12 protein-coding genes and 1 riboswitch are annotated in these 14,410 nt (G+C 71.5%); of the genes, 4 read left to right on the plus strand and 8 right to left on the minus strand.

Translation table 11 applies throughout. The annotated features are described in order from the left end of the window. Positions 1-64 precede the first annotated feature (64 nt). Entirely contained in the window at positions 65-1,564 is a 1,500-nt protein-coding gene (locus ACIBW6_RS06875; protein WP_399057395.1) for an MFS transporter, read from the plus strand. Here the strand turns inward: ACIBW6_RS06875 and ACIBW6_RS06880 are convergent. From ACIBW6_RS06880 to thrC, 5 genes are all read right to left on the minus strand, one after another. Further along, positions 1,543-2,292: a DUF6215 domain-containing protein gene (locus ACIBW6_RS06880; RefSeq protein ID WP_399057397.1), complete on the minus strand. Its 750-nt coding sequence runs from the start codon at positions 2,290-2,292 to the stop codon at positions 1,543-1,545. The two genes, ACIBW6_RS06875 and ACIBW6_RS06880, sit on opposite strands and share 22 nt — an antisense overlap. A gap of 192 nt (positions 2,293-2,484) precedes the next feature. Next, a complete protein-coding gene (gene groL / locus ACIBW6_RS06885; protein ID WP_399057399.1) occupies positions 2,485-4,110 on the minus strand; it encodes a chaperonin GroEL in 1,626 nt (541 codons plus the stop codon). 337 nt (positions 4,111-4,447) lie between these two features. Continuing rightward, on the minus strand, positions 4,448-4,654 hold the full coding sequence (locus ACIBW6_RS06890; RefSeq protein WP_005486335.1) for a cold-shock protein: 207 nt from the start codon (positions 4,652-4,654) through the stop codon (positions 4,448-4,450). 432 nt (positions 4,655-5,086) lie between these two features. Then, positions 5,087-5,362, minus strand: coding sequence for a ubiquitin-like small modifier protein 1 (locus ACIBW6_RS06895; RefSeq protein ID WP_399057402.1), 276 nt, complete (start codon positions 5,360-5,362; stop codon positions 5,087-5,089). 92 nt (positions 5,363-5,454) lie between these two features. Then, positions 5,455-6,762 carry a threonine synthase gene (thrC, locus tag ACIBW6_RS06900; protein ID WP_399057404.1) on the minus strand — a complete coding sequence of 436 codons (1,308 nt, stop codon included), beginning with the start codon at positions 6,760-6,762 and terminating at the stop codon, positions 5,455-5,457. 18 nt (positions 6,763-6,780) lie between these two features. After that, a riboswitch (SAM riboswitch) is annotated at positions 6,781-6,935 on the minus strand. 200 nt (positions 6,936-7,135) lie between these two features. Here thrC and ACIBW6_RS06905 point away from each other — a divergent pair. The 3 genes from ACIBW6_RS06905 (at position 7,136) to ACIBW6_RS06915 (ending at position 11,410) form a co-directional block, all read left to right on the plus strand. Continuing rightward, positions 7,136-8,083, plus strand: a complete 948-nt coding sequence (locus ACIBW6_RS06905; protein WP_399057406.1) for a glucosyl-3-phosphoglycerate synthase — start codon at positions 7,136-7,138, stop codon at positions 8,081-8,083. Between the two features lie 39 nt (positions 8,084-8,122). Continuing rightward, positions 8,123-9,934, plus strand: a complete 1,812-nt coding sequence (locus ACIBW6_RS06910) for a hypothetical protein (RefSeq protein WP_399057408.1) — start codon at positions 8,123-8,125, stop codon at positions 9,932-9,934. Between the two features lie 87 nt (positions 9,935-10,021). Next, complete coding sequence (locus ACIBW6_RS06915) at positions 10,022-11,410, plus strand: trehalose-6-phosphate synthase (protein ID WP_399057410.1); 1,389 nt, start codon at positions 10,022-10,024, stop codon at positions 11,408-11,410. A 404-nt stretch (positions 11,411-11,814) separates the two neighbouring features. On the opposite strand, the gene otsB is transcribed toward ACIBW6_RS06915, so the two are convergent. From otsB to ACIBW6_RS06930, 3 genes are all read right to left on the minus strand, one after another. Further along, positions 11,815-12,669: a trehalose-phosphatase gene (otsB, locus tag ACIBW6_RS06920; RefSeq protein ID WP_399057412.1), complete on the minus strand. Its 855-nt coding sequence runs from the start codon at positions 12,667-12,669 to the stop codon at positions 11,815-11,817. A 182-nt stretch (positions 12,670-12,851) separates the two neighbouring features. After that, entirely contained in the window at positions 12,852-13,079 is a 228-nt protein-coding gene (locus tag ACIBW6_RS06925) for a DUF3263 domain-containing protein (protein WP_399057414.1), read from the minus strand. A gap of 10 nt (positions 13,080-13,089) precedes the next feature. Then, complete coding sequence (locus ACIBW6_RS06930; RefSeq protein ID WP_399057727.1) at positions 13,090-14,331, minus strand: ABC transporter substrate-binding protein; 1,242 nt, start codon at positions 14,329-14,331, stop codon at positions 13,090-13,092. Positions 14,332-14,410 lie beyond the last annotated feature (79 nt).

The raw sequence follows: 14,410 nt of genomic DNA on the forward strand, positions 1-14,410 counted from the left end.
TTCTATCGTACCTTATCGAACGAGGTTCGATAACCGATCGCTGTTCGATGAAGGGACCGCCGCCATGACCACCACCCCGCTGAAACCCCCGCCCCCGCCCACCTCCCGCACCTACACCTCCCTGCGCGCCGCGTGGATCCCGCTGGCCGCGCTCTGCCTGGCCTTCTTCGTGGAGATGGTCGACAACACGCTGCTGTCGATCGCGCTGCCCACCATCGGCCGCGACCTCGGCAGCGGCACCACCGCGCTGCAATGGGTCACCGGCGCCTACTCACTGACCTTCGGCGGCCTGCTGCTCACCGCGGGATCGATGGCCGACCGGCTCGGCCGCCGCCGCGTGCTGCTGACCGGGCTCGCCGTCTTCGGCGCGCTGAGCCTGTGCGTCGTCTGGGTCACCACCGCGGGCCAGCTCATCGCGTTGCGCGCCGCGCTCGGCATAGCCGCCGCGGCGATGGCGCCGATCACCAACTCACTGGTCTTCCGCCTCTTCGACGACAAGGCGCTGCGGATGCGCGCGATGACGGTGATGATCGTCGTCGGCATGTCCGGCTTCGTCCTCGGCCCGCTGCTCGGCGGCACCGCCCTGGCCCATGTCCGCTGGGAGTGGCTGCTGCTCGTCAACGCGCCGATCGCACTCATCGCCTGCGTCGGCGTCCGCCTCGGCGTCCCCGCCGACCGGCCCGAGGACCTGACCCGCGACCGGCTCGACGTGCCCGGCGCCGCCCTCAGCGTCGCCGCCATCGGCCTCGCCTGCTACGCGCTGACCAGCGGCGTCGAGCACGGCTGGCACTCCGCGCCCACCCTCGCCTCGATCGCCGGCGCCGTCCTGGCCGCGGTCGCCTTCGTCGCGCACGAACGCCGCAGCAAGGCCCCCATGCTGGACCTGCGCCTGTTCCGCAACGGCACTGTGCGCGGCGCGGCCGTCGCCCAGATCGGCACGTCCATCGCGATGGCCGGCGTGATGTTCGGCCTGATCCTGCACTTCCAGTTCGCCTACGGGTGGAGCCCCGTGCGGGCCGGCCTCGCCAACCTGCCGATCATCGTGACCATGCTCCTCGCGACCCCGCTCTCCGAAGGGCTCGCGCGCCGCTACGGGCACCGGATCGCCTGCCTGGTCGGAGCGGCCTGCCTGGCCGTGTCCCTGGCGGGCCTGGCCTGGGGCGTCTCCCACGGCTACGCGGTCATCGCGGCCTGCATGGTGCTCATGACCGTCGGGCTGCGCACCGTGATGACGATCTGCGCGGTCGCCCTCGTCGACGCGATGCCGGCCAACCGCACGTCGATCGGCGCCGCGCTCAACGACACCGCGCAGGAGGTCGGCACCAGCGTCGGGACGGCCGTGGTCGGCACCCTGATCGCCGCCCTGGTCACCACCCAGCTGCCCGCGGGCGCCTGGAGCGACGGCCTCGTCGCGTCCTTCTTCCACGGGGAGCGGATCGCCTACGGCCTGCTCGCCGTCGTCGTCGGACTGATCGCGGCCGGCGGCGCGCTGAGCCTCACCGACTCCCACAGCGTCGAGGAGCACCCTCAGGAAGAGGCCCCTCAGGAAGAGGCCGTGTCCTGAGCCGGGCCCGCGGTCGTGCCCGGCGCCGTACGTGAGTCGAAGCCGGGGATCACCGGCAGCACGTGCTCGGCGACGTCCAGGAGCACACTGCGGTCCGGGTAGCCGCCGCTGTTGCGCCACACCACCAACTCGTAGGAACCACCGCGGTTCTTCGCGTCGAACGCCACACTGAGCGCCTCCGCCGGCTTGCCCGGCGCGCTCTCGGCGTCCGATCCGTCGAGCCGGAAGCGGATACCCATCGTCTGCGTCGAGAAGAAGACCGCGGGGCGGCGCAGCACCTGCTGCGTGTGGACGTCCCGGCCGATGAGGTCGGCGGTCCGCGCGTCGACCGGGTACCGGTCGTAGGACGCGTGCAGCTCCACGGTGTACGTCTCGAACTCGATCCGGGCCGACGGATAGTAGATCTCGTTCGTGCCGGTCCCGGCCGAGCTGCTGTTGCCGGACGCGCTCTTCGCCCTCTCGCCGGGCGTGCCCAGCCAAGACGCCAGCTCCGGCTGGTTGAGTGCCGTGCACAGCTGGTTCCCGTGCACCCGCCCGGCCGCCCGGTCGCCCTTCTCCGCCCCGCCCCCGGAGCAGACGGCGGCCTCGGGCGCGCCGCCCTGGTCCGACGCCGTGTCCCGGGAGACCGCCCAGAACCCGACGGCGAGCGCCCCCACCAGGGCCACGGCCGAGATGGCCTGCCCCACCGGGTTCATGCCCTGCTCCGGCCCGCCACTGCTGTCACTCATGTCCCCACCCACCGTGAAATGCGCTCTACTCCCCAGTACGCGCCCGGGGACAGTAACCCGCGGCGATCAAGGGGACAAGGGCGTTCCGGGACCCGGCGGCGGGCGCGCCAACGCCCGAGGGCGGCACCCCCTCGCGAAGAGGAGGTGCCGCCCTCGGTACGTCAGGACAGGCCGATCAGGTCGGGGACCGGATCAGAAGTCCATGTCACCGCCCGGCATGCCGCCCGGAGCGCCCGCCGCGGCGGCCTTCTCCGGCTTGTCGGCGATGACGGCCTCGGTGGTGAGGAACAGCGCGGCGATCGACGCGGCGTTCTGCAGCGCGGAGCGCGTCACCTTGGCCGGGTCGAGGATGCCCTCGGCGATCATGTCGACGTACTCGCCCGTGGCAGCGTTCAGACCGTGGCCGACGGCCAGGTTCCGGACCTTCTCCACGACGACGCCGCCCTCAAGGCCGCCGTTGACGGCGATCTGCTTGAGCGGGGCCTCCAGGGCGAGCTTCACGGCGTTGGCGCCGGTCGCCTCGTCACCGTCCAGCTCCAGCTTCTCGAAGACCGCGGAGGCCTGGAGGAGGGCCACGCCACCACCGGCGACGATGCCCTCTTCGACGGCCGCCTTCGCGTTGCGAACGGCGTCCTCGATGCGGTGCTTGCGCTCCTTGAGCTCGACCTCGGTCGCGGCACCGGCCTTGATGACGGCCACGCCGCCCGCGAGCTTCGCCAGGCGCTCCTGGAGCTTCTCGCGGTCGTAGTCGGAGTCGCTGTTCTCGATCTCGGCGCGGATCTGGTTGACGCGGCCCTGGACCTGGTCGCTGTCACCGGAGCCGTCGACGATCGTCGTCTCGTCCTTGGTGATGACGACCTTGCGGGCACGGCCGAGCAGGTCGAGACCGGCGTTCTCCAGCTTGAGGCCGACCTCCTCGGAGATGACGGTGCCACCGGTGAGGATGGCGATGTCGCCGAGCATGGCCTTGCGGCGGTCACCGAAGCCCGGGGCCTTGACGGCGACGGACTTGAAGGTGCCACGGATCTTGTTGACGACCAGGGTCGACAGGGCCTCGCCCTCGACGTCCTCGGCGATGATCAGCAGCGGCTTGCCGGACTGCATGACCTTCTCGAGCAGCGGAAGGAGGTCCTTCACGTTGCCGATCTTCGAGTTGACGATCAGGATGTACGGGTCGTCGAGCGACGCCTCCATACGCTCCATGTCGGTGGCGAAGTACGCCGAGATGTAGCCCTTGTCGAAGCGCATACCCTCGGTGAGCTCCAGCTCCAGACCGAAGGTCTGGGACTCCTCGACGGTGATGACGCCTTCCTTGCCGACCTTGTCCATGGCCTCGGCGATGAGCTCGCCGATCTGGGTGTCGGCGGCGGAGATGGAGGCGGTCGAAGCGATCTGCTCCTTGGTCTCCACGTCCTTGGCCTGCTCAAGGAGGGCGGCGGAGACGGCCTCGACGGCCTTCTCGATGCCACGCTTGAGGGCCATCGGGTTGGCACCGGCGGCCACGTTGCGCAGGCCCTCGCGGACCAGGGCCTGGGCCAGGACGGTCGCGGTCGTCGTGCCGTCACCGGCGACGTCGTCCGTCTTCTTCGCGACCTCCTTGACCAGCTCGGCGCCGATCTTCTCGTACGGGTCCTCGAGCTCGATCTCCTTGGCGATGGACACACCATCGTTGGTGATCGTGGGGGCGCCCCACTTCTTCTCGAGGACGACGTTGCGACCCTTGGGGCCCAGGGTCACCTTGACGGCGTCGGCGAGCTGGTTCATGCCGCGCTCGAGGCCGCGCCGTGCCTCCTCGTCGAACGCGATGATCTTGGCCATGTGAAGTGGTCCTCCCGGACGGGGTGGAAAAGCAAGCAAACGGACCGTGCTGGTGCCCGCGACGGACGGCCTGCAGCCCTTGTGGTTCCTTGCCCCACCCGGCCTGCGGGCCTCACCGACCCGATCCAAGTTCTGTCACTCTCACGCGGAGAGTGCTAAGCCCAATGATTAGCACTCGACCCCGGCGAGTGCAAGGTGCTCCCGCGAAGCCAGGGGCGCCCGAGGGGGCGCGCGCGGGAGCCCTGGGACCGGCGCGAGCAGCACGAAGGGCCCGCGCCCCCGGTGGGGACACGGACCCTGCGTGCCGTACCAAGCCTGCTGTCAGTCGCGACGCGCGTCAGCCGGCGGCCAGGCGGACCATGTCGGCCTGCGGCCCCTTCTGGCCCTGCGAGATCTCGAATTCCACTCGCTGACCCTCTTCGAGGGTGCGGTAGCCGTCCATCTGAATCGCGCTGTAGTGGACGAACACATCCGCACCACCGTCGACCGCGATGAAGCCGTACCCCTTCTCCGCGTTGAACCACTTGACGGTGCCCTGAGCCATGCCTAACTCCCCTATTACTGGCCCTTGCACAGACCCGCACTTCGCGGATCCGGGTCAGACCTCACCCTCCCCAATGGGTGGGGGTGTGCGCCGGAACGCGTCGACCGCGGCTGAATGTATCTGCCCAACTGCCGTCTGCAACAGGTCAATCGGACGAGAATTCTGGGCAGCGTGGACCGGCGGAACCGGGGCGACCCACCGGAACCCGGGGCAAGTCGGGCCGCGTAAATGCCATAAAGGGCCCGAATGGGCCGGGCAGTTTGGCTGCTTCTCGTCGCGGCTCGCGCGAGAACTCATATGCGCCCGTCATGCACCACATACGGAAAAGAAGCGGCTTCCCCAACTGTACCCCGCTCAACCATGCAGAATTGCCCCCTCCGCTTCTCTCGCGGAGGGGGCAATTTCAGTGACGCGCAGTAAAGCGGACGACGATCATCCGCCGGCCACGGCCGGAATGATCGAGACGCCGGCGCCGTCGGGCGTGGCGGTCTGCAGGCCCTGCTCGAAGCGGACGTCGTCGTCGTTGACGTAGACGTTCACGAACCGGCGCAGCTTGCCCTGGTCGTCCAGGACGCGCGCGGCGATCCCGGTGTGGTTCTTCTCCAGGTCGGCGAGGACGTCGGAGAGCGTGGCCCCCTCGGCGCTCACCTCGGCCTGCCCGCCGGTGTAGGTGCGCAGGATGGTGGGGATGCGGACGTTGACGCTCATGAATTCACCTCGACTGTCAGCCCCTCCGGCGTTTGAGGAGCGGGGGTCCGGGGGCAGAGCCCCCGGTTTCGGGAAGGGGCGGGGTGGGGAACTTACTCGGCGGCGAGCCCCGCGGCCCGGAACGCCTCCAGCGAAGGCCGAATCGTGGCGGTGGCCTGCGAGGACTCAGCGACGGCGTCGAGCGTCTTCAGCCCGTCACCCGTGTTCAGCACGACCGTGGTGAGCGACGGATCGATCAGCCCCGCCTCGATGAGCTTCTTGGTGACACCGAGCGTCACCCCGCCCGCCGTCTCGGCGAAGATGCCCTCCGTCTGCGCGAGCAGCCTGATGGCGTCGACGACCTGCTCGTCGTTCACGTCCTCCACCGCGCCGCCGGTCCGGCGCGCGATGTCGAGCACGTACGGGCCGTCGGCCGGGTTGCCGATGGCCAGCGACTTGGCGATGGTGTCCGGCTTCTGCGGCCGCACCACGTCCGTCCCGGCCTTGTACGCCACCGAGACCGGCGAGCAGCCCTCGGCCTGGGCGCCGAACAGCTTGTACGGCTTGTCCTCGACGAGGCCGAGCTTGATCAGCTCCTGGAGCCCCTTGTCGATCTTCGTGAACTGCGAGCCGGACGCGATCGGGATGACCAGCTGGTCCGGCAGCCGCCAGCCGAGCTGCTCGCAGATCTCGTAGGCCAGCGTCTTGGAGCCCTCGCCGTAGTACGGGCGCAGGTTCACGTTGACGAAGCCCCAGCCCTCGCCGAGCGGGTCGCCGATCAGCTCGGAGCAGAAGCGGTTCACGTCGTCGTAGTTGCCCTCGATGGCGACGAGGTCACCGCCGTAGACACCGGCCATGACGACCTTGCCCTGCTCCAGGTCGTGCGGGATGAACACGCACGAACGGAAGCCGGCCCGCGCGGCGGCGGCGCCGACCGCACCCGCCAGGTTCCCCGTGGAGGAGCAGGACAGGGTGGTGAAGCCGAAGGCGCGCGCGGCCTCGATGGCCTGCGCGACGACGCGGTCCTTGAAGGAGTGCGTCGGGTTGCCGGAGTCGTCCTTGACGAACAACTTCCCCTGCTCGACCCCGAGTTCACGGGCGAGGTTGTCGGCCTTGACGAGCTTGGTCCAGCCCGGGTTCAGGTTCGGCTTCTCGGCGACGTCGGCCGGGACGGGCAGCAGCGGGGCGTAGCGCCACACGTTGGCCGGGCCCGCCTCGATCTGCTTGCGCAGCGCCTCGGGGTCACCGGTGGGCAGGTCGTAGGCGACTTCCAGGGGACCGAAACACTCGGCGCAGGCGAAGATCGGGCCGAGCTCGAAGGTGGTGCCGCACTCCCGGCAGGAGAGGCCGGAGGCGGGCCCGAGGTCGACGGTGCCCGCGGGGGAAGCGGCGGTTGCGGTGGCGACGGTCTGTACAGCCATGAGAGGCGAGGCCCTTTCTCCTCATCTTCCTCGCGGCGCATCTCGCCACGAGACGGATTTGGCACCTTCCCTAGCCGGGAGCCTCGCGGGCGCACTGGCGTGTGCGGACGAGACCGGCTGGAGGGTTGCCGGGGCTTCAACGGGCCGTATCCCTCTGCCCCTCTGGATGAGCGGTATTCGATTATGTGGAGCGGTTGAGTGGCGGCGACCCCGGCATGCGATGGTCACCGGCCTTGTTCAAGACTGTAACCGAAGGCCCGCACCCTTGAGATAGTCGTCCGAACCGCGAGATGGATCACACCGGCCCTCTCACCGGCCTTCGCGCCCGCCCCCACCACCCGCACCACCCCCCGCCGTCAAGGAGCCGCAGACCGTGCTGGAAGAAGTCGAGCGCTGGCTGGAACGGCGCTCCTGGTCCGTGGCCGACCGGCCGCCGCACCATCTGCTCGCCGCGAAGCGCGCCACCGGGCAGACAGTGAGCGTGGTGCTGCCCGCGCTCGACGAGCAGGAGACGGTCGGCGCGATCGTCGCCACGATCCGGCGCGAGCTGATGACGGCGGCGGTGCCGCTCGTCGACGAGCTGGTCGTCGTGGACTCCGGCTCCACGGACCGCACCTCCGAGGTGGCCGCGGCGGCCGGGGCGCGCGTCGTGCACCGGGACGCGATCCTGCCGCGCATCCCCGCGCGGCCCGGCAAGGGCGAGGTGCTGTGGCGCTCGCTGTACGCCACCCGCGGCGACATCGTCTGCTTCGTGGACGCGGACCTGAAGGAGTTCTCCGCGGACTTCGTCTCCGGGATCGTCGGCCCGCTCCTGACCGACCCGGCCGTCAGCTTCGTGAAGGCCATGTACGACCGGCCGCTCGGCGACACCGGCGGCCAGGGCGGCCGGGTCACCGAGCTGATGGCCCGCCCGGTCCTCAATCTGCACTGGCCACGCCTGGCCGGGTTCGTCCAGCCGCTCGGCGGCGAGTACGCGGCGCGCCGCTCGCTCCTGGAGCGGCTGCCGTTCCCCGTCGGCTACGGCGTCGAGCTCGGGCTGCTGGTGGACGCGCTGCACACCGTGGGCCTGGAGGCGCTCGCCCAGGTCGACGTGGGGGTGCGCCGCCACCGTTACCAGGACGGACCGGCGCTGGGCCGGATGGCCGCCGCGATCTACCGCACCGCGCAGCTGCGGCTGGCCCGCGGACACCTGGTGCGCCCGGAGCTGACCCAGTTCGAGCGGGGCGCGCACGGCTTCGAACCGCGGACGTACCCGGTGGACACCGAGGAGCGGCCGCCGATGACCGAGATCGGTGAGTACGCGGAGCGTCGCGTGGCGTAATCCTGGGCTGATCAGGTTTTGTGCCTACATTGCCCCTTTATGTGGCTCAGACATCTCAGAGGCCCCGCGGTGCTCGCCGCGGTGACGACGGCCGTCGCGTCCCTCCTCGCCACGGCGCCGCCCGCCTCCGCCGTCGTCGTGCAACCGTTCGCCAAGCGCTACGAGGAGGCCCTCTACGGGGACTTCCTGACGCTCGGCAACACCGTCCTGCGGTGCCCGTCCGCGCCCCGGTCCGCGGCGGCGCGCTGCGCGGGCGCGCAGGCCGGGCGGACCTCGGAGAACAACAACCAGTTCGCCATGGAGTACGCGGACACCGCCGGCCTCGGCACGGCGGTCCTGAACTCCTCCACCGGGCGGGTGACGGTCCCGCCCGGCGCCACCGTCGCCCACGCCCGGCTCTTCTGGGGCGGCAACGACGGCACGTACAAGCTCGGCCGCAACCAGATCGCCCGGTGCGACACCGCGGGCCCCGCCACCGCGCCGCCCGGCAGCCCGCTCACCCGGCGGCCCCTGGTCTCGGTCGGCGGCGCCGCCGCGTCCCGGGTCGCCGTGCGCGACGCGGTGCGCACCCCGGCCGGGGTCGGCGGCCCGCACTACTACACGGCCGAGTCCGACGTCACCTCGCTCTTCTCCGGCGTCGCCACCGGCGTCGAGGTGCCCGTCTCCGTCGGCGACGTATGGGCCCCCACCGGCAAGGGCTGCGTCGGCGGCTGGTCACTGACCGTCGTCTACAAGTACCCCGGGCCCGACAGCACGTACGCGCCCACGCGCCGCAACGTCTACGTGTACGGCGGCCACGTCGTGCAGCAGTCCAAGGACCCGGACACCACGATCCCCATCGACGACTTCTACCGGGCGGGCGGCGGCGACGTACGCGCCAGCGTCACGGCCTACGAGGGCGACGCGAACGTGGCGGGCGACCAGTTCCTCGTCAACGGGCACCGGATCGGGGACCCCGACGGCGGCGGCACCGGCAACTTCTTCGACAGCCACGCCGACGGCGCCCTCGACCCGGACGACCACAACAACTTCAGCATCGACGCGAAGGCGGCCGTCATCCCCTCGGCCGCACTGCCGCCGGGCGCCACCTCCGCCGCCCTGACGTTCCGCACCAAGGGCGACACGTACCTGCCCTCGGCGCTCGCCTTCTCCGTGCCGGTGCCGGACCTGGAGGTCACCAAGACCGCGGCCCCCAAGAAGGTCGCGCCCGGCGGCAAGGTGACGTACACGATCACCGCGAAGAACATCGGGGAGGTCGACTACCCGGGCGCCAGGCTCAGCGACGACCTCAGCGACGTCCTCGACGACGCCGACTACGACGGCGACGCCCGCGCCACCCTCGGCCGGGTCTCCTACCAGCGGCCGAGACTGACCTGGCGCGGCGACGTGCCCGCGGGCGCCGCCGCGAAGATCACCTACAGCGTCACGCTGCACGACCCGCTGCGCGGCGACGGCAGACTGACCAACCACGTCACCGCCGACACCCCGCGCACCAACTGCGCGGCCGGCGCGCCCGACCCGAACTGCGGGACCGCGCCGGTCATCCAGAAGCGGCGCGACCCGCGCCCACCCGTCCCGTCCCCGACGAGCACCCGCCGACCGGCCACCACGCCCCCGTCCCCGTCCCCGTGCGCCACGGCCACCGGCGCCGGCGCCGACGGCCCGTGCCCCGCGGCGGGCGCCCCGCAGCACCACCCGTCCGGGCCCGCCCCCGCGCACCACGCGCACGGCTCCGAACTCGCCGACACCGGCTCCGACGAGTCGCCGCTGCTGCTGTACGGCGGCTTCGCCGTCTCGCTGTGCGGCCTCGGCGCGCTGGCCCTGGCGGCGGTCCGCAGCCGCCGCGGCTGACCTGCCCCGCGCACGGACGTACGGCCGGATCCCTGACGGAATCCGGTCGTACGTTTGAACCCGGGTGAGCCGGGCTAGCGTGCCCCTATGGCTTCCACGCAAGGTGCTGCTGAGGTTCTCGTCGCGTCCAACCGCGGCCCCGTCTCCTACGTCCTCGGGGACGGTGACGACGGCGGCACGATCGAGGCGAAGCGCGGCGGCGGCGGACTGGTCTCCGCGCTCAGCGTCGTCGAGGACAAACTGTGGGTCTGCGCGGCGCTCAGCGACGGGGACCGGGAGGCCGTCCGGCGCGGCGTCGCCGAGCCGGGCGTGCGGATGCTGGACATCGACGCGGACGTGCACACGGACGCGTACAACGGGATCGCCAACTCGGTGCTGTGGTTCGTGCACCACATGCTGTACCAGACGCCTCTGGAGCCGTCGTTCGGCCCGGAGTTCCGCCGCCAGTGGGCGTCGTACGAGGCGTACAACCGGGCGTTCGCGGAGGCGCTGGCCGAGGAGGCCGCGCCGGGCGCGACGGTCGTCGTGCAGGACTACCACCTGACCCTGGTCCCCGGCATGCTCCGCGAACTCCGCGGCGACCTGCGCATCGGGCACTTCTCGCACACGCCCTGGGCGCCCGTCGACTACTTCCGGATGCTCCCCGACGACATCGCCGAACAGATCCTCAGGGGGATGCTCGGCGCGGACCGGCTCGGCTTCCTGACCCGCCGCTGGGCGGACGCCTTCACCGACTGCTGTACGCGCATCCTCGGGGGCACGTCCGGGACGCGGATCGGGGTGCACGGGCTCGGCGCCGACGCGGACTTCCTGCGGGAGCGCGCGAGCCGCCCGGACGTCGAGGAGCGGCTCGCCGCGCTGCGCGAGCAGGTGGGCGAGGGCCGCAAGGTGATCGTGCGGGTGGACAGGACCGAGCTGTCGAAGAACATCGTGCGCGGGCTGCACGCCTACGAACTGCTCCTGGAGACCCGCCCCGACCTGCGCGAACAGGTCGTCCACGTGGCGTTCGCCTACCCCTCGCGGCAGGACCTCGCCGTGTACCGCGACTACACGGACGAGGTGGCGCGGGTCGCCGAGGCGATCAACTCCCGGTTCGGTACGCCGTCCTGGACGCCGGTCGTGCTCCACGTGCAGGACGACTTCGCGCGCTCGCTCGCCGCGTACCGGCTGGCGGACGTCGCGCTGGTCAACCCGATCCGCGACGGCATGAACCTCGTCGCCAAGGAGGTGCCGGTCGTCTCCGACGAGGGGTGCGTGCTGGTGCTCTCGCGGGAGGCGGGGGCGTACGAGGAGCTCGGCGAGGACGCGCTCGTGGTGAACCCGTACGACGTGTCCGGGACGGCGTCGGCGCTGGGCGCTGCGCTTGCCCTTCCGGGGGAGGAGCGGGCGGAGCGCACGAAGCGGCTGGCTGCCGCCGGGACCGCGCTTCCCCCGGGCCAGTGGTTCCTGGACCAGCTGGCCGCGCTGCGGGAGTAACACGCCCCCGCGCCCCCTGACGACCTGGACTTCGTCCGCGGCGCCGTCGTGGCTGGTCGCGCAGTTCCCCGCGCCCCTAACAGGCCGTCCTTCACCTGACGCACCGTCGTGGCTGGTCGCGCAGTTCCCCGCGCCCCCGAGATGCGCACTTCGTGCGCCATCTCATCGGCCGCTGGGGCTGCGGCGAAACCGCACGCGCCAGGGGCGCGGGGAACTGCGCGAGAAGCCCCACCGGGCCGCGGACAACCGGGAGCGCACGCAGTGCGCATCTTGGGGGCGCGGGGAACTGCGCGACCAGCCCCCACCGGGCGTGCAGACGAAAGCGGGGCGCACGCAGTGCGCCTTTCAGGGGCGCGGGGAACTGCGCGAGAAGCCCCACCGGGCCGCGGCCGGAAGGGGGCCGTTCAGGCGCCGGGCGCGGCCAGGCTCCCCCCGAGACGGCGAAGCAACCGCACCACACCCACGGGCCCGTCAAGCACAAGATCGGCCCGCTCCGCCAACTCGGCAACCTCCACGCCGGCGGCGACAAGAACCCCCCGCACCCCCTCCCCCCGCAACTTCTCCACCGCCGCGAACGCCGGAAGATCCCCCAGATCGTCCCCGGCGTACAACACCGACTCCGCCCCCACCTCACGGACGTACTCCGTGAGCGCGACCCCCTTGTCGACCCCCGGCGGCCGCAGCTCCAGCACCATCCGCCCGGGCTCGACCACCAGCCCGTTCCGCGCGGCCAGCGCCGAAAGCGGCTCGCGCAGCGTCTCGAACGCCCCCTGCGGATCACCCGCCCGCCGCGTGTGGACCGCGACGGCCCGCCCCTTCTCCTCCACGTACGTGTCCTGCCACAGTCCGAACTCGGCCAGCACACCGGGGAGTTCGGAGCGCACCGCGGCGACCCCGGGGTGCGGCGCGGGCGCGCTGACGGTACCGGTGACGGCGTCCCACCGCTCGGCCCCGTAGTGCCCGAGGACGACGAGGTGCTCCAGGCCGGGAACGCCCGCGAACCCGCCGTGCCGCACCGCGACCCCCGCGGGCCGGCCGGTGATGACGGCGACGGACGCGACCCGGGGCGCCAGCGCGGCGAGCGCCGGAACCGCGTCGGGGTGGGCGCGGGCCCGCTCGGGGTCGGCGACGATCGGCGCGAGCGTCCCGTCGAAGTCCACGGCGATGACACTGCGCGCCGGACGGTCGACGATGGCGGCCAGCCCGTCGCGGCCGGCGGAGGTGGTCGGGGTCAGAAGGTCATCCTCATGGCTCACCATGCAACAAACCCTATCCACGCCCCGCACCCAAAAACGGGGCCGCACCCAGCGCGCCCGCGGAGGCGCACGCAGTGCGCCTTCAGGGGCGCGGGGAACTGCGCGCCCAGCCCCCACCGAGCCGCACCGGGCGAACCCACCTGAAGAACCCCGGCCCGGCCGATCCCCCCGCCAAGCGCCCAGCGTCACCGCTGAAGCCGCTTGCCCTCCCGCACCCGCCGCAGCCGGTTCACCGTCACCGGGGCGGCCTCCAGGGCCCGGGGATCGTCGAGCAGGGCGTTCAGCACCTGGTAGTAGCGGACCGGCGCGAGGTCGAGCTCCTCGCGGATCGCCCGCTCCTTCGCGCCCGGCGACTCCCAGCCCCGCCCCTCGAAGGCGAGCACCGCCCGCTCCCGCTCGCCCAGGGGTTCCATGCCCGCCACGCTACTCGGCGGCTTCCGCGGCCGCCGCCTGGTTCTGGATCCGGCCGAGCACCGCGCCCGCGCTGCTCTGCGGGGAGACGGCCGCGCCGATCTGCTCCTTGATGTCGGCGCTGACGGAGGCCCAGGACGTCTTGCCGACGGGGTAGATCTCGGAGTTGGAGAGGCTCTCCAGGAACGGCCAGAGCTTCTTGTCCTGCTCGGCGCCCGCCATGGCCTCGGAGGCGCTGTTGGTGACCGGCAGCAGGTTGTACTCGCGGGAGAACTCCAGGACGTTCTTCTCGCTGTACACGTAGTTGAGGAAGTCGCCGACCTCCTTGCGGTGGCCGTTCTGCTTGAACGCCATCATCCAGTCGGCGACGCCCATCGTGGACTTGGCGGGCCCGTTCGGCCCCGGCAGCGGCACGGTGCCGTAGTCGACGCCCTGCTGCGCGGCCATCCGCATCAGCGTGGGGTGGCCGTTGAGCATGCCGACCTCGCCCTTGGCGAACGCGGCGAACGCGGTGGCCCGGTCGAGCTTGCCGGGCGCGGTGGGACCGGTGAGCCCCTTGCCGACGAGGTCGTCCTTCAGCCAGTCGAACGTGGCGACGTTCTGCTTGGAGTCGATCGTGTACGAGCCGACGTCGTCGGTGTAGCCGTCGCCGCCGCTCAGCATCCAGATCATGGTCTCGGCCTGGGCCTCCTCCTGGCCCAGCGGCAGCGCGTAGGGGATCTTCACCCCGTCGGCCTTGAGCGCCTTGGCGTCGGCGGCCAGCTCGGCCCAGGTGGTGGGCGGCGTCAGACCGGCGTCCTTGAAGAGCTTCTTGTTGTAGAACAGCAGCCGCGTGGAGGAGGCGAAGGGCATGCCGTACTGGGTGCTGTCGACCTTGCCCGCGTCGGCGAGCTGGGAGAGGTAGTCGGCCTGGGTCGGCACGTTCAGCAGGTCGCCGACCGGGTAGAGCTTGCCGTCCGCCGCGTAGTCCGCGTAGGCGCCGATCTGCGCCATGTCCGGGGCGTGCCCGTCGGCGACCATGGCCTTGACCTTGGCGTCCACGTCGTTCCAGGAGTAGACGTCGACGTCGACCGTCACGCCCTCGTGGTCCTTCTCGTAGGCGGCGGCGAGCTTGTCCCAGTACTTCTGCGAGCTGTTGCCCGCGGAGTCGCCGTAGTCGGCGGCGACCAGCTTCAGCGTGACGTCGTCCGACCCCGCGCCGCCGCAGGCGGTGAGCGTGCCCGCCATGCCCAGTGCGGCAGCCGCCGCGATCATCCCGGTGATGTGCCGCTGCACCGCTGTTCCCACCCTCGTCTGTGTGTCACGTGATGTGTCCGCGGGTCCCCCGGGGGTC

Source organism: Streptomyces sp. NPDC049813, assembly GCF_044465085.1.
Classification (GTDB): Bacteria; Actinomycetota; Actinomycetes; order Streptomycetales; family Streptomycetaceae; genus Streptomyces.

Excerpts from the sequence above, each read along its gene's own strand:
- ACIBW6_RS06875 (WP_399057395.1), top strand. The coding sequence starts at position 65 with ATGACCACCACCCCGCTGAAACCCCCGCCCCCGCCCACCTCCCGCACC.
- ACIBW6_RS06880 (WP_399057397.1), bottom strand. The coding sequence starts at position 2,292 with ATGAGTGACAGCAGTGGCGGGCCGGAGCAGGGCATGAACCCGGTGGGG.
- groL (WP_399057399.1), bottom strand. The coding sequence starts at position 4,110 with ATGGCCAAGATCATCGCGTTCGACGAGGAGGCACGGCGCGGCCTCGAG.
- ACIBW6_RS06890 (WP_005486335.1), bottom strand. The coding sequence starts at position 4,654 with ATGGCTCAGGGCACCGTCAAGTGGTTCAACGCGGAGAAGGGGTACGGC.
- ACIBW6_RS06895 (WP_399057402.1), bottom strand. The coding sequence starts at position 5,362 with ATGAGCGTCAACGTCCGCATCCCCACCATCCTGCGCACCTACACCGGC.
- thrC (WP_399057404.1), bottom strand. The coding sequence starts at position 6,762 with ATGGCTGTACAGACCGTCGCCACCGCAACCGCCGCTTCCCCCGCGGGC.
- ACIBW6_RS06910 (WP_399057408.1), top strand. The coding sequence starts at position 8,123 with ATGTGGCTCAGACATCTCAGAGGCCCCGCGGTGCTCGCCGCGGTGACG.
- ACIBW6_RS06915 (WP_399057410.1), top strand. The coding sequence starts at position 10,022 with ATGGCTTCCACGCAAGGTGCTGCTGAGGTTCTCGTCGCGTCCAACCGC.
- otsB (WP_399057412.1), bottom strand. The coding sequence starts at position 12,669 with ATGGTGAGCCATGAGGATGACCTTCTGACCCCGACCACCTCCGCCGGC.
- ACIBW6_RS06925 (WP_399057414.1), bottom strand. The coding sequence starts at position 13,079 with ATGGAACCCCTGGGCGAGCGGGAGCGGGCGGTGCTCGCCTTCGAGGGG.
- ACIBW6_RS06930 (WP_399057727.1), bottom strand. The coding sequence starts at position 14,331 with ATGATCGCGGCGGCTGCCGCACTGGGCATGGCGGGCACGCTCACCGCC.